This is a genomic window from Mycolicibacillus trivialis, assembly GCF_002102395.1.
Lineage (GTDB): Bacteria > Actinomycetota > Actinomycetes > Mycobacteriales > Mycobacteriaceae > Mycobacterium > Mycobacterium triviale.
Genome location: NZ_LQPZ01000008.1, coordinates 250,328 through 271,231, shown reverse-complemented (window position 1 = coordinate 271,231; position 20,904 = coordinate 250,328). Strand labels below are relative to the sequence as shown.

Genomic DNA, 20,904 nt, shown 5'->3' with positions numbered 1-20,904 from the left:
AGTCACCGGGTCACCCCTTTGGCGAAGCGTCGTTCCAGGTAGTGCTGGCCGACCATGAGCACGCTGGTGATCGCCAGATACCAGGTGGCCGCCACCAGCAGCAGCGGGATCGGTTCGAAGATCACCCCGGCGATGTCGCGGGACCGCCCGTACAGCTCGAGGCTGTAGGGCACCGCGGTCACCAGGGAGGTGGTCTTGAGCATGCTGATCACCTCGTTGCCGCTGGGCGGGATGATCACCCGCATCGCCTGTGGCAGCACGGTGCGTCGCATCGTCAGCGACCAGGACATGCCCAGCGCGGTCGACGCCTCCACCTGCCCGGCGGGCACCGACGCGATCCCGGCCCGGATGATCTCGGCCATGTAGGCGGCCTCGTTGAGGCCCAAACCGATCACCGCCAGCAGGAAACCGAGGGACAGCTCGGTCAGGTTCAACTGCAGCAGCGACGGCCCGAACGGCACGCCGAGCCGGATCGTGCCGTAGAGGGTGGGCAGCAGACCCCAGAAGATCAACTGCACGTAGACCGGGGTGCCACGGAACACCCACAGGTAGAGCCAGGCCACCACCCGCAGCACCGGGTTGGGTGATCCGCGCATGACCGCGAGCAGCACCCCGAGGATCAGCGCCAGCAGCATCGCAAGAACGGTCAACTGCACGGTCGTCCACGCCGCTCGCGATATCCGTTGGTCGAACAGGTATTTCGCGTACACCGACCAGCCGTAGGCCGGGTTGGTCGCGGCGCCGTAGACGAACAGTGCCGCCAGCACGACCAGGACGCCTGCGGCCAGCCAGCGCCACGGGTGGCGCAGGGGGACGGCGTCGAGTTCAGCCATCAGGTGAGCGCACCGTTGATCACCGGGACGCGGATCATCCCGGACTCGAGGTTCCATGCCTCGGCGATCGTCCGGTAGTCACCGGTGGCGATCAGATGGGTCAGCGCCAGCCGCAACGACTCCGCCAGTGCCGAACCCTTGGCCACCGGCCAGCCGTAGGGGGTGAGTCCGGCCGACTCCCCCGCCGCCACCAGCCTGCCGTCGGTCTGGTCGATGGCCCAGCGGGCAACCGGATGGTCGGCGGACATGGCGTCCACCCGGCCCAGCAGCAGCGCGTTCGTGGCGACGTCCTGGCGTTCGAACTTCACCTTCTCGATGGGCGGGCGGTCGTCGAGCACACAGGCGGCGCTCTTGGCCGGGATCTCGTGGGTGTCGGCCATGGTCGCGGTCTGCACGGCGACCCGCAGGCCGCAGGCGTCGTCCGGGTCGATCGGCGGGCCGGGCCGCTGGGTCCACAGCGTGCCCGTGGCGAAATAGGTCACGAAGTCCACCACCCGCTCCCGTTCGGCGGTGTCGGTGAACGACGCGATGCCGAGGTCGTAGCTGCCGCCGCGCACCGCCGGGATGATCTTCTCGAAGTCGGCCTGCTGGTAACTGGTGGTCAGGCCGAGCACCGTTGCGACGGCGTCCATCAAGTCGATGTCAAACCCGACGATACGTCCCCGCGCATCGTGAAACTGGTTGGGCGGCTGAGGCAGATTGACACCGATGACCAGCCGGCCGGCGGTGGCGATCGGCGCGGGGACGGTCGCCGCGATCGCGTCGACCCGGGTCGCGGTGACGGTCACCGTGGGCAACCCGTCGGTCTCGTCGGCGTTCTGGACGCAGCCGGGTGCCACGGCGCACACCGTCACCGCTGCGGCGAGTGCGCGCCGCCACCGTGTATGTGCCGGGCTCACCGTCACATCTTCCTCCGGGCGGGCGCTGCACCCGGTGCGGACACGCCGCACAAGCCCACGGCCGCAGCAAATGTGAGAGACTCCAGCCATGCAGACGAACTCGGTTCCCAGCCTGTTGCCGCACCTGTGGAAGTCCACGCTGGTCTCCGGCCTGCTCGCGCTGGTCCTCGGTGTGCTGGTGCTGGTGCTGCCCGGTGAGAGCATTGTGGCGGCAGCGATCCTGTTCGGCGCCTACCTGCTGGTCACCGGTATCGCGCAGGTGATCTTCGCGTTCAGTCTGCCGATCACCGCGGGTGGACGGGTGCTGTCGTTCATCAGCGGTGCCGCATCGGTGATCCTGGCGGTCCTGGCCTTCCGCCACTTCGGCGACGACCCCAGTGTCGCGATCTGGCTGCTGGCCATCTGGGTCGGGATCGGGTTCATCCTGCGGGGCACCGCGGCCACCGTCTCGGCGATCAGCGACCCGGAACTGCCCGGCCGCGGCTGGACGATCTTCCTCGGGGTGGTCAGCCTGCTGGCCGGTGTGGTCATGCTGGCGTCGCCGTTCGCCTCGCTGGTCATCCTGACCCTGGTCACCGGCAGCTGGCTGATCGTGATCGGCATCTTCGAGATCATCTCCGCGGTCAGCATGCGCGGCGCCGCCAAGCGCGTCGACCGGGTGCTCGCCCCGCGCTGAAAATTTTGAGCTGCGCGACCCCTCGTATCGGCGGCCCATGTCTACTACACTCTGTAGGACTAGATAGGGGTTAGCGGCGAGAGGTGGGCCGATGGACGCACTCGAACTTTCTCGGTGGCAGTTCGGAATCACCACGGTCTACCACTTCATCTTCGTGCCGCTGACGATCGGCTTGGCCCCGATCATCGCGGTCATGCAGACCCTGTGGGTGGTCACCGACAACGTCGCCTGGTACCGGCTGACCCGGTTCTTCGGCAAGCTGTTCCTGATCAACTTCGCGATCGGGGTGGCCACCGGCATCGTGCAGGAGTTCCAGTTCGGGATGAACTGGAGCGAGTACTCCCGCTTCGTCGGCGACGTCTTCGGCGCGCCACTCGCCCTCGAGGGGCTGGCCGCCTTCTTCGTCGAGTCCACCTTCATCGGGCTGTGGATCTTCGGCTGGAGCCGGCTGCCCAAGCTGGTGCACCTGGCCTGCATCTGGATGGTGGCGATCGCGGTGAACCTCTCGGCGTTCTTCATCATCGCGGCGAACTCGTTCATGCAGCACCCGGTCGGCGCGCACTACAACCCGGAGACCGGCCGCGCCGAACTGCACAGCATCATGGCGCTGTTCACCAACAACACCGCGCAGGCCGCGGTATCGCACACCGTTGCCGGTGCCTTCTTGACCGCGGGCACGTTCGTCGCGGCGGTCTGCGCGTGGTGGATGGTCAAGGACCCGGCCGCCGACGACGCCCGCCGCATGTACCGGCCGGCCACCATCCTGGGGTGCTGGGTGGCGCTGGCCTCGGCGCTCGGCCTGTTCGCCACCGGCGACATCCAGGGCAAGCTGATGTTCGAGCAGCAGCCGATGAAGATGGCGTCGGCGGAGTCGCTGTGTGACACCCAGACCGACCCGGACTTCTCCATTCTGACCGTGGGCAGGCAGAACAACTGCGACCACCTCACCCGGGTGATCGAGGTGCCCTACGTGCTGCCGTTCCTGGCCGAGGGCAAGGTCTCCGGCGTGACGCTGCAGGGCATCCGCGACCTGCAGGCCGACTACGAGCAGCGATTCGGCCCCAACGACTACCGGCCCAACCTGTTCGTCACCTACTGGTCGTTCCGGGCGATGATCGGCCTGCTGGCCGTCCCGGGGTTGTTCGCGCTCGCCGCGCTGTGGCTGACCCGTCGAGGCCGGGTGCCCGACCGGCGCTGGTTCGCCCGCTTCGCGGTGTGGACCATTCCGGCGCCGTTCCTGGCCAACAGCGCCGGCTGGATCTTCACCGAAATGGGCCGTCAGCCGTGGGTGGTGGTGCCCAACCCGACCGGCGACCAGATGGTGCGGCTGACCGTCGCCGACGGCGTGTCGGGGCACTCGCCCGCCATGGTGGCGACCTCGCTGGTGTCGTTCACGCTGATCTATGCGGTGTTGGCGGTCATCTGGTTCTGGCTGCTCAAACGTTATGTGGTCGAGGGCCCGCTGGAACACGACGCCGAGCCGGCTCCCCCGTCGGCACCCGACGACCACGACGTCGCTCCGCTGTCGTTCGCGTACTGAGCGGGGCGGGCACCGGAGAGTGAGGAGATGCGGTGGGACTCCAAGAATTGTGGTTCGTGCTGGTGGCGGCGCTGTTTCTCGGGTTTTTCATCCTGGAGGGGTTCGACTTCGGGGTGGGCATGTTGATGGCGCCGTTCGGGCGGGCCGCGGCCGGCGGCGACACCGACGCTGAGGCGCACCGCCGCGCCGCGCTGAACACCATCGGCCCGGTCTGGGATGGCAACGAGGTGTGGTTGATCACCGCCGGGGGCGCCATGTTCGCCGCGTTCCCCGGCTGGTACGCCACGGTGTTCTCCGGGCTGTATCTGCCGCTGCTGGCGATCCTGCTGGGCATGATCGTGCGGGTGGTGGCCATCGAATGGCGCGGCAAGGTCGACGACCCGCGGTGGCGGTCCTGGGCCGACGTCGGGATCGCGGCCGGCTCGTGGCTGCCTGCGGTGCTGTGGGGGGCGGCGTTCGCGATGCTGGTGCGCGGCCTGCCGGTCGACGCCGACCACCAGGTGCACCTGTCGCTCGGTGACGTGTTCAACGCCTACACGCTGCTCGGCGGGGCGACCACCGGGGCGCTGTTCCTGTTCTACGGCGCGGTGTTCGTGTCGCTGAAGACGGCCGGCGCCATCCGCGACGACGCGCACCGCTTCGCCGCCGCCCTGGCGTTGCCGGTGACGGTGCTGGTCGCCGCATTCGGGCTGTGGACCCAGCTGGCCCACGGCAAGGACTGGACCTGGCCGGTGCTGGGGGTGGCCGTGGCCGCCCAGCTGGCGGCGGTGCTGCTGGTGTGGCGGCGCCGCTCCGATGGCTGGGCGTTCTTCGCGACCCTGGTGGTGGTCGCGGCCGCGGTCGTGCTGCTGTTCGGGTCGCTGTACCCGAACGTGGTGCCCTCCACGCTGGACCCGGACTGGAGCATGACGATCTACAACGCCTCCTCGACCCCCTACACGCTGAAGATCATGTCGTGGGCGGCGTTGATCTTCACCCCGCTGGTGATGGTCTATCAGGGTTGGACCTATTGGGTGTTCCGCCAACGGATCTCCGCCGAGCGGATCCCCGCTTCCGTCGGCCTGTCGAGGCGTCCATCCTGACCTCCGACCGTGCGCCGCTGGACCCGCGGCTGTGGCGCGCCTCCCCGGCGGTGCGCCGCTATCTGATCGGCACCGTCGGCTGCGGTGTGGTGATCGCCGGTTGCGCCGTCGGGTCGGCGATCCTGTTGGCGCGCATCGTCGCCGGGGTGATCACCGACCCCACCACCGGCGGCCTGGCTCGGTGGGCGCCGATGCTGGCGGCGCTGGCGGCGGTGTGGGCGATGCGCAGTGTGGCGCGCTGGTGGCAGGCCCGGCTGGGGCAACACGGCGCCAGCGCGGTGATCGCCGATCTGGCCGGTCAGGTGTTGACCGCGGTGACCGCACGCTCCCCGCGGCGGGTCGCCGAGCAGCGTGACGACGCCACCGCCGTCGTCACCCGCGGGCTCGACGGGTTGCGCCCATATTTCACCGGCTATCTGCCGGCGCTACTGCTCGCGGCGATCCTCACCCCGGCCACCGTCGCGGTAATCACGTGCTACGACATGCGCTCCGCGGCGATCGTGGCGATCACCCTGCCGCTGATCCCGCTGTTCATGGTGCTGATCGGGCTGGTGACCGCGGACCGCTCGGCGGCGGCGCTGGCGGCGATGACCACCCTGCAGGCCCGGTTGCTCGATCTGGTCGCCGGGTTGCCCACCTTGCGCGCGCTGGGCCGGGCCGCCGGCCCCGAACACCGGATCGCCGAACTGACCGCCGCGCACCGCCGCTCCACGATGGCCACCCTGCGCATCGCCTTCCTCTCCGCACTGGTGCTGGAGTTGCTGGCCATGCTGTGCGTGGCGCTCATCGCGGTCAGCATCGGTCTGCGCCTGGTCTTCGGCGAGATCACGTTGACCTCCGGGTTGACCGTGCTGCTGCTGGCCCCCGACGTATACCTTCCACTGCGCCGGATCGGGGTGGAGTTCCACGCCGCCCAGGACGGGAAGGCGGCTGTGAACAAAGCCTTTGAGCTGATCCGCGCCGACGGTGCGCCGACGCCGGGCCGGCGCCCGGTGGACGCCCGTGACGCGCTGATCCGGGTGGCCGAGCTCAGCGTGGCCGGCCGGGACGGGTTCGCGCCGCACCGGCTCACCGCGCTGATCGAACCGGCTCAGGTCACCGTGTTGACCGGCGATAACGGCGCTGGCAAAAGCACCGCATTGCAGGTCATCGCCGGGCTGGCCACACCGGATGCCGGGCGGGTCACCGTCGACGGCGTCGACGTCATCGACCTGGAGGCGGCGTGCTGGTGGCGGCAGCTGTCGTGGCTGCCGCAACGTCCGGTTCTGGTGCCGGGCACCGTCGCCGCGAACCTGACCTTGTTCGGCGAGCTCGCCGATCTCGACGCGGCATGCGCGGCGGCCGGTTTCGACGCGGTGCTCGCCGAGCTACCCGATGGTCTGCACACGGTGCTGGGGCGCAGCGGTGTCGGGCTGTCCCTGGGCCAGCGCCAGCGTCTCGGTCTGGCGCGTGCGCTCGGCTCCCCCGCCCCGGTGCTGTTGCTCGACGAGCCGACGGCCCACCTCGACGCCGCCACCGAGCAGCGGGTGCTGGACGCCATCGTCGACCGTGCCCGGACCGGCACCACCGTGGTCGTCGTCGGCCACCGGGAACCGGTGGTCGCGATCGGCGACCGGGTGATCACCGTTGGAGCGCAACGTCATGCCCACACCTGATCCACTGCGCGGCGCGTTCGCACTCTTGCGCCCCCGTCTACCCCGACTGGTGCTGGCGGGCGTGCTGGGCGTGCTGTCGCTGGGCAGCGCCCTGGCGTTGGCCGGCGTCTCGGCCTGGCTGATCACCCGTGCCTGGCAGATGCCGCCGATCCTGGATCTGGCGGTGGCGGTCGTCGCGGTGCGCGCGTTCGCGATCGCTCGTGGCGTGTTGCACTACTGCGAGCGGCTGGCCGGCCACGACACCGCGCTGCGGGCCGCGGGCACCGCCCGCGAACAGATCTACCGCCGGTTGGCGCACGGTCCGGCCGACACCGCCACCCTGCTGCACAGCGGCGAGTTGGTGTCGGGGCTGGGCGCCGATGTCGACGAGGTCGCTGACGTACTGGTGCGGGCGATCCTGCCGGTCAGCGTGGCCGCGGTGTTGGCGGTGGCCGCGACCGGCGTCATCGCGGTCATCTCGATACCCGCCGCGGTCGTACTGGCGGTCAGCCTGCTGGTCGCCGGTGTCGCGGCCCCCGCTCTCGCGGCCCGCGGTGCCGTCGCCGCCGAACACGTGGCCCGCCGCCACCACGGCGACCGCGACGTGGCCGCGGTGACGGCCTTGGAGCACGCAGCCGAGCTGCGCCTGGCCGGCCGGCTGCCGGACGTCGTCGCCGAGGCGCAACGCCGGCAGCGCGATTGGGGTGCCGCCGCCGATGCGGCCGCGGTTCCCGCAGCCTGGGCGCAGGCCATACCGACCGCTGCCACCGCGGTCAGCGTGCTGGGCGCGGTGGTCGCCGGTATGGCGATCGCCCCGGTGGTCGCACCCACCACCCTGGCGGTGCTGATGTTGTTGCCGCTGTCGGCGTTCGAGGCGACCACGGCGCTGCCGGATGCGGCCGTCCAGCTGACCCGGTCCCGCATCGCCGCGCGACGGCTGCTGGCATTGGCGCCCGCCGAACCCGAACCGCCGCCGGTGCCGTCGGCCGAGCCAGGCCGCGGACAGACCGGGCGGCTTCGGGCCACGGATGTCCGTACCGGCCACCGGCGCGACGTCTCGACCCGGGTGCGGGTGGAACTGGCACCCGGAACCCGGTTGGCGGTGACCGGACCCAGCGGCGCGGGTAAGACGACCCTGTTGATGACCCTGGCCGGATTGATCCCCCCGCTGGCGGGCCGGGTCGATCTGGACGGAACCCCGCTGGATCGGATCGCCGAACCGGCGGTACGGGCTGCCGTCGCGTTTTTCGCCGAGGACGCCCACATCTTCGCCACCACCGTGCGTGACAACCTGTTGGTGGCCCGCGGTGACAGCACCGACGACCGGTTGGTCGCCGTCGTCGATCGGGTCGGGCTGAGCGGTTGGCTCGCCGGGCTGCCTGACGGCTTGGCGACCGTGTTGACCGGTGGCGCCCAGTCTCTTTCGGCGGGGCAGCGCCGACGGCTGCTGTTGGCGCGGGCCGTCTTGTCCCCGGCGCGGATCGTGCTACTCGACGAACCCACCGAACATCTCGATGCCGCCGACTCCGACCGAATGCTGCACGGGTTGCTCGACCCCGACGGCGGGCTGTTCGGTGCCGACCGGGCCGTGGTGGTGGCCACCCATCATCTGCCCGACACGCTGGTGTGCGAGCGGCTCAGCGTCGGCCCGGTCGACCCCGTCCGCGTCGGGTAGTCGGGACCGCTACCGGGTTCGACTGGGGAAATAGCGCACGACGCCCTCCTGGACCACGGTGGCCACCAGTTGGCCGGCGCGGTCGAAGAAGTGCCCGGTGCCCAGCCCGCGCAGGTCGGTGGCGACCGGCGAGGTGGTGGAGTACAGCAGCCAGTCGCCGAAGTCGACCGGCCGGTGGAACCAGATCGAGTGGTTGGCGCTGGCGGCGAAGATCCGGTCGAAGCCCCAGGACAGGCCGTGGGTGGTGATGATCGAGTCCAGCACCGTGGTGTCCGAGGAATACACCATCGCGGCGGCGTGCAGCACCGGGTCGTCGGGAAGAGTGCCGCCGGCTTTGACCCAGACCCGGTTGTAGGTGAGCCGTTCGCCCTTGTCGCGCATCACCCAGGACGGGTCGTTGGTGTAGCGCCACTCGATCGGCTGCAGCGCGTCGACGAACAGCGGCACCGTCTTCTCGTAGCCCTGCAGCAACTCGGTGATCGTCGGCAGCGCATCGGGGCCCGGCACGTCGGGCGGGGCGATGCCGTGCTCCAGGCCCTCGCCGCCGGCCAGGTAGCAGACCATCGTCGAGGCCAGCAGGGTGCCGTCCTGGAAGGCGTCGACGCGCCGGTTGGCGAATCGGCGCTCGTCGCGCAGCCGGACGACGCGGTACTCGATGTCCTTGTCGATGTCGCCGCCGTTGATGAAATGCACGGTCAACGCGCTGGGCGGCAGATCCCGTTCGAGCGTGCGGCTGGCCGCGACGAATGACTGCGCCATCAGCTGGCCGCCGAAGGTTCGGGGCGGGTTCTTGCTCGGGTGGGTCCCGGTGAACGTGTCCTGACCGGCCGGTCGCAGGTCAAGAAGGGTCAGCAGCTCCTGGAAGTCCTTGCTGCGCACTAGACATCGTCCTCACCGATTCGGTGCACGTGAATCATGTTGGTCGAGCCCACGGTTCCGGGCGGCGCGCCGGCGACGATGACGATGAGATCGCCGCGGCTGTATCGGCTCAGCTCCAGCATCGACTTGTCGACCTCGCGGATCATGTCATCGGTGGACTGCTGGAAGGGAACGATGAATGTCTCGGTGCCCCAGGTCATCGCCAGCTGGCTGCGGATCTGCGGCAGTGTGGTGAACGCCAGCAGCGGCAGCTTGCTGTGCAGCCGTGCGAGGCGGCGCACGGTGTCGCCGGACTGGGTGAAGGCGACCAATGCCTTGGCGCCCAGTCGTTCCCCGATGTCGCGGGCGGCGTAGGAGATGACGCCGCGTTTGGTGCGTGGGATGTGGCTCAGCGGCGGGGCGCTGATGGAGTCCTCGGCGACGGCCGCGAGGATGCTGCTCATCGTGCGCACCGCGGCCAACGGGTGCTTCCCGACGGCCGTCTCACCGGAGAGCATGACCGCGTCGGTGCCGTCGATCACCGCGTTGGCGACGTCGGAGGCCTCGGCGCGGGTCGGGCGGACGTTCTCGATCATCGACTCCAGCATCTGAGTCGCGACGATCACCGGCCGCGCGTTCTCGCGGGCCACCTGAATCGCCCGCTTCTGCACCATCGGGACCACTTCGAGCGGCATCTCGACGCCGAGGTCGCCGCGGGCCACCATCACCGCGTCGAAGGCCAGGACGATGGCCTCCAGGTTGGCGATCGCCTCCGGCTTCTCCAGTTTGGCGATCACCGGTACCCGCCGGCCGACCCGGTCCATCACCTCATGGACCAGCTCGACGTCGTTGGGTGAGCGGACGAACGACAACGCCACCATGTCGACGCCGAGTTTGAGGGCGAATTCGAGGTCATCGACGTCCTTATCGGACAGGGCGGGCGCGGAGACGTTCACGCCGGGCAACGAGATGCCCTTGTTGTCGCTGACCGGGCCGCCGACGGTGACCGTGCAGACCACGTCGTCGCCGTCGATCCGGTCCACGACCAGCGCCACGTTGCCGTCGTCGACGAGGAGGCGGTCACCGGGGACGGCGTCCTCGGCCAGTTGCTTGTAGGTGGTCGAGACCCGGTCGTGGTCGCCGGGGCAGTCGCCGACGGTGATCCGGATGCACTCGCCGTCGGCCCAGTGCACCGGCCCGTCGGCGAACCGGCCCAGCCGGATCTTGGGTCCCTGCAGGTCGGCGAGGACGCCGACCGCTCGGCCGGTGGCGTCGGAGGCGTTGCGCACCCGGCGGTAGGCCGCCTTGTGGTCGGCGTGTTCGCCGTGGCTGAAGTTCAACCGTGCGACGTCCATCCCGGCCTCGACCAGTGCCGTCACCATCTCGTCGCTGTTGGTGGCTGGACCGAGCGTGCAAACAATCTTTCCGCGTCGCGTCACGGCCTCAGCATAGTCGCGGGGTGCCGGCTTTGCTGACCGGCAACAGCCCGGGCGTTGCGGATTACGGGGTGGGCGCGATGCCCGCTGCCCGGCGGGTCACTCCCTGCCCGGTTTGGGGTCCCGAAAATCGGTCAGGCGCTTGAGATCCGTACAGCTCCAAGACGTTTACGAAGTAAGCTTGGGCTGCTCAGGGCGAGCCCTCGGCCTGCTGTGGGCGGGCCGAAGCGTGAGGTCAGGACCGTTTGCCGCCCCGACCCCATCGGCGCCGCTTCTCCGGCTTGCCGGTCGGGGCCGATTCGGCGGCCTCATCCTCGGCCGTGGGCTCGGCGTCGGGAGCGTCTTCGGTGTCGCTCCCGTCAGGTTCCGCGTCGGTGGGTTCGGCGTCGTCGGCATCGTCGGGTTCGGTTTCGGCTGCGGCCGGTTCATCCGCGGCGTCCGCGCCGGTGTCTTCGGGCTCCTCGTCGGTGGCCTCAACTTCGACCGTTGCCTCGTCGACGGCGGTGTCTCCGGCGTCGCTACCCTCAGGTTCCGCGTCGGTGGGTTCGGCTTCCTCGGCTTCACCGGGTTCGGGGTCGGCGACGTCTGGTTCATCCGGGGTGTCAGTGAGCTCGTCGGCGGGAACGTCCGGCCCGCTCGATTCGTCCACTTCTTCTACAGGCTCGCTTTCGGCCACGGCCGGGTCATCAGCGGCATCCGCGTCGTCGGTGTCTTCGCCGTCCTCATCGGTGACCTCAGCTTCGGCCGCTGCCTCGTCGACGGGGGCGTTCGAGTCGGCGGGTTCGTCCTCGTCGGCAGCCTTGGCCTCATCGCCGTCGTCGGCCTCGCTTTCGGCTGCGGCCGGCTCGCCGGGTCCGCTCTCCTCGGTGTCGCCGGCGTGTGTTTCGGCCGCCACCGGTTCATCCGCTGCGTCCGCGTCGGTGTCTTCACCGTCCTCGTCCGCAGCCTCGTCTTCAGCCGCGGGCGCGGTGTCGGCCGGCTCGATCTCGGCAGCGGCCTCGCTCTCGGCCTCATCGACGTCGGCGAGTTCCGCTGCCACGGCGACGGTTTCCGGAGCGCCGTCCTCATCGCCCGCCGGCTCGGACCAGGCGTCGTCGGTGGCCGGCTCACTCGGCTCCGCCACCGGTTCCGTGCCCTGTGCACCCGCCTCGGGCTCGCCGGTGCCCAGCAACGCCGGATTCTCGCGCCCCTTCGGGGCGAGGATCATGTAGACCACCGCGCCGATGAACACCAGCGCGGAGGTGAACGAGTTCACCCGGATGTCGGCGATCGGCATCGACGCGGGGTCCGAACGCATCAACTCGATCGCGAACCGGCCGACGCAGTACCCGGCGACGTACAACGCGAACAACCGGCCGTGACCCATCCGGAAGCGACGGTCGACGTAGAGCAACAGCGCGAAAACCAGCAGGTTCCACACCAACTCGTAGAGGAAGGTGGGGTGCACGATGGCACAGACCTCGCCGGTGGACACCCCGTCGAACGGCTGCGCACCCAGGCAACCATTGGGTCCGCGGTTGAAGATCTCCAGCCCCCACGGTTGCGTGGTCTCGCGACCGTAGAGTTCCTGGTTGAAGTAGTTGCCCAGCCGCCCGATCGCCTGGGCCAGGATGATCCCCGGGGCGATCGCGTCGCCGAATGCGGGCAGTGGGATGCCGCGGCGCCGGCACCCGATCCACGCGCCGACGGCACCGAGGGCAACCGCGCCCCAGATTCCGAGACCACCGTCCCAGATTCGCCACGCTCCGGCGGGTCCGACCTCGCCGCCGGGCATGTACTTCTGCCAGTCGGTGATCAGGTGGTAGACGCGGCCGCCGACCAATCCGAACGGCACGGCCCACAGCGCGATGTCGTAAACCACCCCACGGTCACCGCCCCGTGCCACCCAGCGACGGTCCCCGAGCCACAGCGCGGCGAGGATGCCCGCCACGATGCACAGCGCGTAAGCCCGGATCGGGATGGGCCCCAGATACCAGACACCACGCGGCGGGCTGGGTAGATAGGTCAGAAGTTCGGTCATCATGTTTGGCGAGTCCTCAGGATCGGGCAGTCTCCTGCCGTACACCGGCAACCAGCTCTGTCGTCAAATCCCCCAGCGCGGACAGGGAATCGCTGAGGGCCGAGACCAGCGCGGACCCGACGATCACCCCGTCGGCGTAGCTGCCGATCTCGGCGGCCTGCTCCCGCGACCGCACACCCAGGCCGACGCCGACCGGGATATCGGAGACCGCCCGGACACGTCGCACCAACTCCGGCGCGGCGTCCGACACCGCGTCGCGGGCGCCGGTCACCCCCATCGTGGAGGCGGCGTAGACGAAACCGCGGGTGGCTTTGACGGTTTCGGCCAACCGCTGCGCGGTCGACGACGGAGCCACCAGGAAGATCCGGTCGAGGCCGTGGGCGTCGGAGGCGGCCAGCCACTCATCGGCCTCGTCGACGATGAGATCCGGGGTGATCAGACCGTCGGCCCCGGCGGCGGCGAGATCCCGCGCGAAGGCGTCGACGCCGTAGCGCAATACGGGATTCCAGTACGTCATGACCACGGCGCGACCACCGGCGTCACTGATCGCCTCGACGGCCGTCAACGTGTCGCGGACCCGCACCCCGCCCTGAAGCGCCGTCGCGGCTGCCGCCGCGATCGTCGGCCCGTCCATCCCCGGATCGGAGTAGGGCACCCCGACTTCGACGATGTCGCAACCGTTTTCCACCAGGGTTGTCATTGCCGCGATGGAGGTCGGCACGTCGGGGTACCCGGTAGGCAGATATCCGATGAGAGACGAACGGTTTTCGGCGCGGCAGGTCTGGAACAGCCCGTGCAGCCGGCTCTCCTGGCCCGCCGTCATTGCTGGTCCCGCTTCTCGTCGAGCAGGCCGAACCATTTCGCGGCGGTCTCAACATCCTTGTCGCCGCGGCCGGAGAGGTTCACCACGATGATCGCGCCGGAACCCAGTTCGGTACCCAGCTTGAGGGCCCCGGCGACAGCGTGCGCCGACTCGATCGCCGGGATGATGCCCTCGCTGCGGCACAGTAGCGCGAAGGCGTCCATCGCCTCGTGGTCGGTGATCGGCCGGTACTCCGCGCGCCCGGTGTCGCGCAGCCAGGCGTGTTCCGGGCCGACGCCCGGGTAGTCCAGACCCGCGGAGATCGAGTGCGATTCGATGGTCTGGCCGTCGTCGTCCTGCAGCAGATAGGAGAACGATCCGTGGAAGGCGCCCGGCGATCCGCCGGTGAAGGTCGCGGCGTGCCTGCCGGTGTCGACGCCGTCGCCCGCGGCCTCAAAGCCGACCAGGCGAACAGCCGGGTCATCGATGAAGGCGTGGAAGATGCCGATGGCGTTGGAGCCGCCCCCGATGCAGGCGGTCACCGCGTCGGGCAACCGCCCGGCCTGGGCCTGGATCTGAGCTCGGGTCTCCATGCCGATGATGCGCTGGAAGTCGCGCACCATGGCCGGGAACGGGTGCGGGCCCGCGGCCGTCCCGAAGCAGTAGTAGGTGGTGTCGGCGTTGGTCACCCAGTCGCGGAACGCCTCGTTGATGGCGTCCTTGAGGGTGCGCGACCCGGCTTCGACCGAGACCACCCGTGCGCCGAGCAACTCCATCCGCGCCACGTTCAGCGCCTGGCGGGCGGTGTCCACCGCGCCCATGTAGACGACGCAGTCCAGTCCCAGCAGCGCGCAGGCGGTGGCCGTGGCGACGCCGTGTTGACCGGCGCCGGTTTCGGCGATCACCCGGGATTTACCCATGTGTTTGGCCAGCAGTGCCTGGCCCAGCACGTTGTTGATCTTGTGCGAGCCGGTGTGGTTGAGGTCCTCGCGCTTGAGGAACAGTCGCGCTCCCCCGGCGTGCTCACTGAGGCGGGTCGCCTCGTACAGCGGCGAGGGCCGGCCAGTGTAGTGGGTCTGCAACCGGTCGAGGGTGTCGAGGAACTCCTGGTCGGCGCGGACCTTGTCGTAGGCGGCGGTGACCTCTTCGATGACGGCCATCAGGGCCTCGGCGACGAACCTGCCACCGTAGACACCGAAGTGCCCGCGCGAATCGGGTTCGTGCGCCGTGGGTTCGGCGACCGCTGCGCTGGGGCGGGGCAGGTCCGGACCCGACAAACCGGCCATCAAACGGGTTAGCGGGTCGGCTTCGGGCAGGACGGGTGGGTGCCGGCGGTGACCAGGTCGGCGACGGCCACGCGCGGGTCGCCGCTGGTGACCAGCCCTTCGCCGACCAGGACCGCGTCGGCGCCGGCGCCGGCGTAAGCCAGTAGATCGGCGGGGCCGCGCACTCCGGACTCCGCAACGCGAATGATGTTGCTGGGCAGACCGGGAGCGATCCGCGCGAAGCAGTCGCGGTCCACCTCAAGCGTTTTCAGGTTGCGGGCATTCACACCGATGACCTTGGCCTCGGCTTGCAGCGCCCGGTCGGCTTCCTCTTCGGTGTGCACCTCGACCAGCGCCGTCATGCCCAGCGATTCGGTGCGTTCCAGCAGCGACACCAGCGCCGGTTGCTCCAGGGCCGCGACGATGAGCAGCAGCATGTCCGCGCCGTGGGCGCGCGCCTCGTGGATCTGGTACGGGCGGACGATGAAGTCTTTGCGAAGCACCGGGATGGACACCGCGGCGCGGACCGCGTCCAGGTCGTCGAGGGAGCCGCCGAACCGGCGTTCCTCGGTGAGGACGCTGACCACCCGGGCGCCGCCGGCCTCGTAGGCACGTGCCAGTTCGGCCGGATCCGGGATGTCGGAGAGTTGACCCTTCGACGGGCTGGAGCGCTTCACCTCCGCGATCACCCCGATGCCGGGTTCGCGCAGCGCGGCCATCACGTCGAGCGGAGCGGGAACCGATTCGGCGGTGGCCTTGATCTCAGCGAGGCTGATCCGCGCCTCGCGAGCGGCAACGTCGGCGCGGACTCCCTCGATGATGGAGTCGAGCACTGTCGCCGAACTCATGGCTCTCGGTTCCTTCCCACGCGTTGATGCACCTCGAAGGGTAGCCGTCGGCGCCGCATCGTCGCTCACCGCCCCTCGGTGTCCGTCGGGTCGCGACCCTCGTCCAGCGCGTCCCAGATCAGCCGCTCCGACATCGGTCCCGATTCGGTGTCGTCGTCCCGGGCGCTCTCCCGGCGAACGGCCGGGGTGCTGTACTTCGCGGCGCCTTCGCGACCGGTCGCCGCCCGCAGCAGCAACACCGCGGCGACCAGCGCACATGCCGCGGCTGCCATCGTGATCCCGGCGCCGAGCAGGTGCCGTTCGGTGCCCGCGGTCAGCGACTGGACCGGGATCTGGGCCAGGTGTGCGGCGCGCGCCGCGACGTCGCTGGCCGCCCACTGCCCGATCGCGAGATACCCCATCGCCAGACTCAGCGCCGCGACCAGCAGCGCCAGCACCCGTAGCGGCCACCCGCGCACCGCGAGGGCGGCAACCACCGCGGCCAGCAACACCAACGCGGCAGGCAACAACACCGTCGACCACTCCGCGCCGGAGAGGGTCGTCGTCGTGGGCGGGCTCAGTTCGTCGAACGACCGGATGCTCACCCACGGCAGCCGCGACGCGATCCACAGCGCGGCGGCGGCGGCGACCAGCAGGACCTGGGCGGTCACCAGCGTGCGACGCGAACCCGGCTCAGCCATCGCGGTCTCCGGCCGGCGCGGCGAGGGTCTGGGCGGCGGCGATGGCGGCCAGCACCGCGCGTGCCTTGTTGCGGGCCTCGGTGTACTCGTAGGGGCCGTTGGAGTCGGCCACCACGCCGCCGCCGGCCTGCACGTAGGCGGTGCCGTCGCGCATCAGGGCGGTCCGGATCGCGATGGCGAAGTCGGCGTTGCCGGCGAAGTCGAGGTAGCCCACAACGCCGCCGTAGAGCCCGCGCCGGGTCTTCTCCACCTGCTCGATCAGCTCCATCGCGCGCACCTTGGGCGCCCCGGAGAGGGTGCCGGCCGGGAAGCAGGCCGTCACCGCGTCCAGCGCGGAACGGCCCTCGGCCAGCAGTCCGGTCACCGTCGACACCAGGTGCATGACGTGGCTGTAGCGCTCGATGTGGCTGTAGTCCTCGACCCGCACCGTGCCCGGCAGGCAGACCCTTCCCAGGTCGTTGCGGCCCAGGTCGACCAGCATCAGGTGTTCGGCGCGCTCCTTCTCATCGGCCAGCAGGTCCTTCTCCAGCAGCTGGTCCTCCTCCTCGGTCGCGCCGCGCCAGCGGGTGCCCGCGATCGGGTGGGTGGTCGCCCGGCCGTCCTGCACCGTCACCAGCGCCTCCGGGCTGGATCCGACGATGGAGAACGCCAGGGACCCGTCCTCGGCGGGGACGTGCATCAGGTACATGTACGGGCTCGGGTTGGAGACCCGCAGCATGCGGTAGACGTCGATCGGGGCGACCGGCGTGTCCATCTCGAAGCGCTGCGAGGGGACCACTTGGAAGGCTTCGCCGGCTTCGATCTCGCCGACCAGCCGGTCCACGATCGCCCCGTACTCCGCTTCGGTGCGCTGCGATCGATACTGCGGTTCGGGCCGGGTGAAGGTGGCCACCGTCGATTGCAGGGGCTGTTCGAGGGCGGCGGCCATGACGTCGAGACGGGCGACGGCGTCATCGTAGGCCTCGTCGACCCGCTCGGCGGTGCCGTCCCAGTTCACCGCGTTGGCGATCAGGGTGATGGTGCCCTCGTGGTGGTCGAGGGCCGCGATGTCGGTGGCCAGCAGCATCAGCATGTCCGGCAGTTCCAGGTCGTCGACCGCCAACTCCGGCAACCGCTCCAGCCGGCGCACCAGGTCGTAGCTGAAGAACCCGACCAGGCCGCTGGACAGCGGCGGCAGCCCCGGCGGGGTGGCGGTCGCCAGCAGCCGCAGGGTGGCGTCGAGCACCTCCAGCGGATCGCCGCCGGTCGGGGCGCCCTGCGGTGGCGTGCCCAGCCAGGAGGCTGCGCCGTCGCGCACGGTGAGCGCGGTGGGCGCGCCCGCACCGATGAACGACCACCGCGACCAGGACCGGCCGTTCTCGGCCGACTCCAGCAGGAAGGTGCCCGGCCGGTCGGCGCCGAGCTTGCGGTACGCCGACAGCGGTGTCTCGGCGTCCGCGAGGACCTTGCGGGTCACCGCGACGACGCGATGGTCGGCGGCCAGCGCGCGGAAATCCTCCCGGGACAGCGTGGCGGCGTTGTCGGTCTGCACGGGACTCATCCTCCCAGACCGGCAGTTGCGGCCCGGCGTAGCGTGGCGGGCATGAAACCTGGTGACACGGTGGCCGACTTCGAACTGCCCGACCAGACCGGAACGCCGCGCCGCCTCAGCGCCCTGCTGGCCGACGGCCCGGTGGTGCTGTTCTTCTACCCGGCGGCGCTGACCCCCGGTTGCACCAAGGAGGCCTGCCACTTCCGCGACCTCACCGCGGAGTTCGCGGCGGCCGGTGCGACCCGGGTCGGGATCAGCGCCGACCCGGTGGCCAAGCAGGCGAAGTTCGCCGAGAAGTACAGCTTCGACTACCCGCTGCTGTCCGATCCGGACGGCACGGTCGCGACCCAGTTCGGGGTGAAGCGCGGGCTGCTGGGCCGGTTGCTGCCGGTGAAACGGACGACGTTCGTCATCGGCACCGACCGTCGGGTGCTCGAGGTGATCGCCAGTGAATTCAGCATGGAGACCCATGCCGACAAAGCGTTGGAGACGTTGCGGGCGGGCGGCGCCGCCTAGAACGGCGGCGGATGGAACTTGTCGAGCAGCTCCTGTTTGCGTCGCCGCCGATGGGCGATACGGCGCTCGCGGGCCAGCCGTTCTTCGTTGATGCGGCGCTCGGCGGCGAACCGGCGTTCCCGATCCTGGGCCCGGGTGCAGCGCCGGCGCGGCATCATCAGGCCGCGAACGCTGTCCGGCAGCCGGTCCCCGGTCTTGATCGTGAGTTCGCCGGTGGGCGAGCCGAGTACCGGGAAGAAGACCGCGCCGTCGGGGTGCGTGGTGTAGACCTGACCGCTCGGTGACGTCCAGATCACCGTTCCGTCGGCCAACTGTCGGTCGGACCATCCCCGCGCCCCGGTGTAGAACGTTTTCAGAAGGTGATGCTAGTGATTGTCGGAACGACACTCACAGATGGGAGCCCACCATGTCCACCACCACCCAGCCCGTTGACTCCACATTTCACTACGGGGACAAACGTCTCATCGAGGGTGAATGGACCACCATCGGCGTCGAGGCGAGCGTGGAGCGGCATCCGAGCGGCAAGCAAACCCCATTCGTAACCCTGAGCCAGCGCGGCGAGCTGGGGTTCACCGACATCGGACCGCTGTCGTGCGGTGAGGCGCTGGAGTTGGCCCGCGTGCTGGTCGCCGCCGTGGATGAGGCACAGCGGCAGGCCGAGGAGGGCCAGCGATGAGCGGGAATCCGTGGCGGATGCGGCACCGCCTGGATCAGTTGATGGGCGTGATTAAGCCGGCCGACCTGGACACCGACGAACTGGCCGCCCTGGTGGCGGTCTTCGAGGACGTGGCGCAGCGGATTGAGTCGGCCAAGGTGACCCGGCTGCGGCTGGTCTGATCACGCGGCATGGGAGCGGCCCCCGGCATTGCGTCGGGGGCCGCTGTCGTGTGCGGTCACTATGACCGTGCGCTGAGTTGCGGTCACTATGACCGTAACTGCCACAGTCACCTTCGCGGCCCTGCCCCGAGGTGACCTTCAACATGAAGGCCAGTCGCAACTGCCGTCATGGTGACGGTGGTCGCCCATTCGGCCTTCCAGTCGCAACGGTCGCCGTTGTAGCTGCCCCCGCAGTGACGCCACCACCCCGGCGCGTTCCTCGCATGGTGGCCGCGGACGGCCCAGAATGGCAGGCATGGACGATTGCTCGGAGTGCGGCGCCCCGGCCGTTCCGCTCGATGCTCGGCTGGTGACGATTGCCCACCGGGCCGACTGCGCGGCCTACTGCGACGTGGTGCGGCGACGTTGGGCGGACCCTGGCGACCGGCTCCCCGAGACGCCGGCACCGCAGCCGTTCCACGCCCGGCGGGCGACCCACGCCGAGCAGCGCATCCACCGAACTGCTGCGCGGATGCGACGACGCGGACAGCACGTGCCGAGCTGGTGACCGCAGGCGGCATCGCCAGGCGGGCAAGCTAGGCCAGCGTTATCCGGTCATCCGGCCAGACGGTCACGGCGTCCCCGCCGGGATGATGCGCCCACCGAGGCAGCAACCAGGCCGGGATGGTGACGGGCTGGTCGGCCTGTAGAGCGGCCAGCAGATGCCGCGGATACCGGTAGACCGCGCCGTCAATCTCACGGTCCAACCGGGCAGCCTTGCCCTGCTCCCGGTCCAGCAGCCAGGCGTAGACGCCGGCGTTGCGGTCACGGTCAGCAGCAGGACGGCGGGCCATCAGTTCGCCCTATCCCAACGGCGGCGGGCGGCCCGAACGTGGCGCGCAGACTTGGCCGGCCCCACCCCAATGGACAGCCGAGCCAACAAATCGGTGACCAGACGGTCCAACAGACGCATCTCCGCCGACAAGCGCACCAGGTGCCCCGACCGTGCCTTACCGGCCTGCTCGGCGGCGAACACCGCCCGCAGCTCCTCCACGCGGTCAGCGGTCGCAGCGGCCCGACCGATGGCGTCCAGCTCGCGTTCGTCCCATTCGAGGGTGGTGCCAATCTCCTTGCCGGCCGCAGCCAGGGCGGCATCGAGGTCACGGCGCAGCCGGTTCCCAGCGGTCAATTTCGGGGTCATTTCGGAACCTCCAAATTCCGGTTACAGCAGGTAGACGGGCTGTCGAGGGCCAAAACTGAAGTTTGCGGTTGCATTGCACGCACCCCTAGCGGCAAGGCCATCCGCGTGACGAGGGCGATGGGGAGGGGACCGGCGGGTCGGTCGGCTCGGGCGTGTGGTCATCGTGCGAGCCCTGGGTGTGGTTCGGGTTGGCGCTTCCAGCGGCTTCGGGCAGCTTGGGCTTCGCGCTGCGTCTTGACCTTGTGGCATGGGGCGCAGAGCCCTTGGATGTTGTCGATGTCGTTAGCCTTGCCGCGCGGGACGCCGAGCGTCTTGACGTTGATGATGTGGTCGAACTCGTCGATGTCCCCGGTGCAGACGGCGAAGCTGATGGTGGCGCACTGGTTGCCCTGTCGGGTGCGGATGCGGCGTTTGGTCGCTGTAGGGATTCGGTTGGTCGGCGCGTTGTTCGTCCATGCCATTGGTTGTCGCCCCTGTCTGCCGGGTTGCGGGGTGGGCTGTTGGGGGTGCGGGACCGGCCCGACCCGAGGAGGTTGGTCGGACCGGTCCCGCGTGCGGTGGCGCGACGGAGAAAGGTGACGCCGCTGCCTGC

The 20,904-nt window shown here is 69.8% G+C and carries 22 protein-coding genes; 8 read left to right on the top strand and 14 right to left on the bottom strand.

Going from position 1 to position 20,904, the window contains the following annotated elements; genetic code table 11:
• Positions 1-2: 2 nt before the first annotated feature.
• Both AWC30_RS02805 and AWC30_RS02800 read right to left on the bottom strand, forming a co-directional pair.
• The gene (locus AWC30_RS02805; RefSeq protein ID WP_085108487.1) at positions 3-833 is read right to left on the bottom strand and encodes an amino acid ABC transporter permease; all 831 of its coding nucleotides are present in this window, start codon (positions 831-833) and stop codon (positions 3-5) included.
• On the bottom strand, positions 833-1,672 hold the full coding sequence (locus AWC30_RS02800) for an ABC transporter substrate-binding protein (protein WP_234807911.1): 840 nt from the start codon (positions 1,670-1,672) through the stop codon (positions 833-835). The genes AWC30_RS02805 and AWC30_RS02800 overlap by 1 nt, the downstream gene beginning before the upstream one ends.
• A 148-nt stretch (positions 1,673-1,820) precedes the next feature.
• On the opposite strand from AWC30_RS02800, the gene AWC30_RS02795 reads away from it, so the two are divergent.
• The 5 genes from AWC30_RS02795 (at position 1,821) to cydC (ending at position 8,339) form a co-directional block, all read left to right on the top strand.
• The gene (locus AWC30_RS02795; RefSeq protein WP_109561891.1) at positions 1,821-2,408 is read left to right on the top strand and encodes an HdeD family acid-resistance protein; all 588 of its coding nucleotides are present in this window, start codon (positions 1,821-1,823) and stop codon (positions 2,406-2,408) included.
• Positions 2,409-2,499: 91 nt separating this feature from the next.
• Positions 2,500-3,948, top strand: a complete 1,449-nt coding sequence (locus AWC30_RS02790; protein WP_085108483.1) for a cytochrome ubiquinol oxidase subunit I — start codon at positions 2,500-2,502, stop codon at positions 3,946-3,948.
• A 32-nt stretch (positions 3,949-3,980) separates the two neighbouring features.
• Complete coding sequence (gene cydB / locus AWC30_RS02785; protein ID WP_085108481.1) at positions 3,981-5,030, top strand: cytochrome d ubiquinol oxidase subunit II; 1,050 nt, start codon at positions 3,981-3,983, stop codon at positions 5,028-5,030.
• Positions 5,031-5,080: 50 nt separating this feature from the next.
• The gene (gene cydD, locus AWC30_RS02780) at positions 5,081-6,685 is read left to right on the top strand and encodes a thiol reductant ABC exporter subunit CydD (RefSeq protein WP_085108479.1); all 1,605 of its coding nucleotides are present in this window, start codon (positions 5,081-5,083) and stop codon (positions 6,683-6,685) included.
• On the top strand, positions 6,672-8,339 hold the full coding sequence (gene cydC, locus AWC30_RS02775; RefSeq protein WP_085108477.1) for a thiol reductant ABC exporter subunit CydC: 1,668 nt from the start codon (positions 6,672-6,674) through the stop codon (positions 8,337-8,339). Before cydD ends, cydC begins: the two co-directional genes overlap by 14 nt.
• 9 nt (positions 8,340-8,348) lie before the next feature.
• Here cydC and AWC30_RS02770 read toward each other — a convergent pair whose 3' ends face one another.
• The 8 genes from AWC30_RS02770 to AWC30_RS02735 form a co-directional block, all read right to left on the bottom strand.
• Entirely contained in the window at positions 8,349-9,218 is an 870-nt protein-coding gene (locus AWC30_RS02770; protein WP_085108475.1) for an acyl-CoA thioesterase II, read from the bottom strand.
• Complete coding sequence (gene pyk, locus AWC30_RS02765) at positions 9,218-10,636, bottom strand: pyruvate kinase (RefSeq protein WP_085108473.1); 1,419 nt, start codon at positions 10,634-10,636, stop codon at positions 9,218-9,220. The genes AWC30_RS02770 and pyk overlap by 1 nt, the downstream gene beginning before the upstream one ends.
• A 232-nt stretch (positions 10,637-10,868) precedes the next feature.
• A complete protein-coding gene (lgt, locus tag AWC30_RS02760) occupies positions 10,869-12,656 on the bottom strand; it encodes a prolipoprotein diacylglyceryl transferase (protein ID WP_234807910.1) in 1,788 nt (595 codons plus the stop codon).
• Positions 12,657-12,669: 13 nt separating this feature from the next.
• The gene (gene trpA, locus AWC30_RS02755; RefSeq protein ID WP_109561890.1) at positions 12,670-13,476 is read right to left on the bottom strand and encodes a tryptophan synthase subunit alpha; all 807 of its coding nucleotides are present in this window, start codon (positions 13,474-13,476) and stop codon (positions 12,670-12,672) included.
• Positions 13,473-14,741 carry a tryptophan synthase subunit beta gene (gene trpB, locus AWC30_RS02750; RefSeq protein ID WP_085108469.1) on the bottom strand — a complete coding sequence of 423 codons (1,269 nt, stop codon included), beginning with the start codon at positions 14,739-14,741 and terminating at the stop codon, positions 13,473-13,475. The genes trpA and trpB overlap by 4 nt, the downstream gene beginning before the upstream one ends.
• A gap of 8 nt (positions 14,742-14,749) precedes the next feature.
• Entirely contained in the window at positions 14,750-15,568 is an 819-nt protein-coding gene (gene trpC, locus AWC30_RS02745) for an indole-3-glycerol phosphate synthase TrpC (RefSeq protein WP_085108467.1), read from the bottom strand.
• Positions 15,569-15,633: 65 nt separating this feature from the next.
• Positions 15,634-16,248 (bottom strand): TIGR02234 family membrane protein, encoded by a 615-nt coding sequence (locus AWC30_RS02740; protein ID WP_085108465.1) that lies wholly within the window; start codon positions 16,246-16,248, stop codon positions 15,634-15,636.
• On the bottom strand, positions 16,241-17,788 hold the full coding sequence (locus tag AWC30_RS02735; protein ID WP_109561889.1) for an anthranilate synthase component I: 1,548 nt from the start codon (positions 17,786-17,788) through the stop codon (positions 16,241-16,243). The genes AWC30_RS02740 and AWC30_RS02735 overlap by 8 nt, the downstream gene beginning before the upstream one ends.
• Positions 17,789-17,830: 42 nt before the next feature.
• Between AWC30_RS02735 and AWC30_RS02730 the strand changes: the two genes are divergently transcribed.
• Positions 17,831-18,295 (top strand): peroxiredoxin, encoded by a 465-nt coding sequence (locus AWC30_RS02730; protein WP_085108461.1) that lies wholly within the window; start codon positions 17,831-17,833, stop codon positions 18,293-18,295.
• Here the strand turns inward: AWC30_RS02730 and AWC30_RS02725 are convergent.
• A complete protein-coding gene (locus tag AWC30_RS02725) occupies positions 18,292-18,606 on the bottom strand; it encodes a hypothetical protein (RefSeq protein ID WP_085108459.1) in 315 nt (104 codons plus the stop codon). The two genes, AWC30_RS02730 and AWC30_RS02725, sit on opposite strands and share 4 nt — an antisense overlap.
• 95 nt (positions 18,607-18,701) lie before the next feature.
• Between AWC30_RS02725 and AWC30_RS02720 the strand changes: the two genes are divergently transcribed.
• Both AWC30_RS02720 and AWC30_RS17705 read left to right on the top strand, forming a co-directional pair.
• Complete coding sequence (locus AWC30_RS02720; RefSeq protein ID WP_085108458.1) at positions 18,702-18,971, top strand: hypothetical protein; 270 nt, start codon at positions 18,702-18,704, stop codon at positions 18,969-18,971.
• Positions 18,968-19,132: a hypothetical protein gene (locus AWC30_RS17705; RefSeq protein ID WP_165756417.1), complete on the top strand. Its 165-nt coding sequence runs from the start codon at positions 18,968-18,970 to the stop codon at positions 19,130-19,132. The genes AWC30_RS02720 and AWC30_RS17705 overlap by 4 nt, the downstream gene beginning before the upstream one ends.
• 575 nt (positions 19,133-19,707) lie before the next feature.
• Here AWC30_RS17705 and AWC30_RS02715 read toward each other — a convergent pair.
• The 3 genes from AWC30_RS02715 to AWC30_RS17700 all read right to left on the bottom strand — a co-directional run bounded on the left by AWC30_RS02715 (position 19,708) and on the right by AWC30_RS17700 (position 20,773).
• The gene (locus AWC30_RS02715; RefSeq protein WP_085108456.1) at positions 19,708-19,965 is read right to left on the bottom strand and encodes a hypothetical protein; all 258 of its coding nucleotides are present in this window, start codon (positions 19,963-19,965) and stop codon (positions 19,708-19,710) included.
• Positions 19,965-20,312 carry a hypothetical protein gene (locus AWC30_RS02710; protein WP_234807909.1) on the bottom strand — a complete coding sequence of 116 codons (348 nt, stop codon included), beginning with the start codon at positions 20,310-20,312 and terminating at the stop codon, positions 19,965-19,967. The genes AWC30_RS02715 and AWC30_RS02710 overlap by 1 nt, the downstream gene beginning before the upstream one ends.
• A 158-nt stretch (positions 20,313-20,470) precedes the next feature.
• The gene (locus AWC30_RS17700; RefSeq protein WP_165756416.1) at positions 20,471-20,773 is read right to left on the bottom strand and encodes an HNH endonuclease; all 303 of its coding nucleotides are present in this window, start codon (positions 20,771-20,773) and stop codon (positions 20,471-20,473) included.
• Between the last annotated feature and the right edge of the window lie 131 nt (positions 20,774-20,904).

Excerpts from the sequence above, each read along its gene's own strand:
- AWC30_RS02805 (WP_085108487.1), bottom strand. The coding sequence starts at position 833 with ATGGCTGAACTCGACGCCGTCCCCCTGCGCCACCCGTGGCGCTGGCTG.
- AWC30_RS02795 (WP_109561891.1), top strand. The coding sequence starts at position 1,821 with ATGCAGACGAACTCGGTTCCCAGCCTGTTGCCGCACCTGTGGAAGTCC.
- AWC30_RS02790 (WP_085108483.1), top strand. The coding sequence starts at position 2,500 with ATGGACGCACTCGAACTTTCTCGGTGGCAGTTCGGAATCACCACGGTC.
- cydC (WP_085108477.1), top strand. The coding sequence starts at position 6,672 with ATGCCCACACCTGATCCACTGCGCGGCGCGTTCGCACTCTTGCGCCCC.
- lgt (WP_234807910.1), bottom strand. The coding sequence starts at position 12,656 with ATGATGACCGAACTTCTGACCTATCTACCCAGCCCGCCGCGTGGTGTC.
- trpA (WP_109561890.1), bottom strand. The coding sequence starts at position 13,476 with ATGACGGCGGGCCAGGAGAGCCGGCTGCACGGGCTGTTCCAGACCTGC.
- trpB (WP_085108469.1), bottom strand. The coding sequence starts at position 14,741 with ATGGCCGGTTTGTCGGGTCCGGACCTGCCCCGCCCCAGCGCAGCGGTC.
- trpC (WP_085108467.1), bottom strand. The coding sequence starts at position 15,568 with ATGAGTTCGGCGACAGTGCTCGACTCCATCATCGAGGGAGTCCGCGCC.
- AWC30_RS02740 (WP_085108465.1), bottom strand. The coding sequence starts at position 16,248 with ATGGCTGAGCCGGGTTCGCGTCGCACGCTGGTGACCGCCCAGGTCCTG.
- AWC30_RS02735 (WP_109561889.1), bottom strand. The coding sequence starts at position 17,788 with ATGAGTCCCGTGCAGACCGACAACGCCGCCACGCTGTCCCGGGAGGAT.
- AWC30_RS02730 (WP_085108461.1), top strand. The coding sequence starts at position 17,831 with ATGAAACCTGGTGACACGGTGGCCGACTTCGAACTGCCCGACCAGACC.
- AWC30_RS02720 (WP_085108458.1), top strand. The coding sequence starts at position 18,702 with ATGTCCACCACCACCCAGCCCGTTGACTCCACATTTCACTACGGGGAC.
- AWC30_RS17705 (WP_165756417.1), top strand. The coding sequence starts at position 18,968 with ATGAGCGGGAATCCGTGGCGGATGCGGCACCGCCTGGATCAGTTGATG.
- AWC30_RS02715 (WP_085108456.1), bottom strand. The coding sequence starts at position 19,965 with ATGGCCCGCCGTCCTGCTGCTGACCGTGACCGCAACGCCGGCGTCTAC.
- AWC30_RS02710 (WP_234807909.1), bottom strand. The coding sequence starts at position 20,312 with ATGACCCCGAAATTGACCGCTGGGAACCGGCTGCGCCGTGACCTCGAT.
- AWC30_RS17700 (WP_165756416.1), bottom strand. The coding sequence starts at position 20,773 with ATGGCATGGACGAACAACGCGCCGACCAACCGAATCCCTACAGCGACC.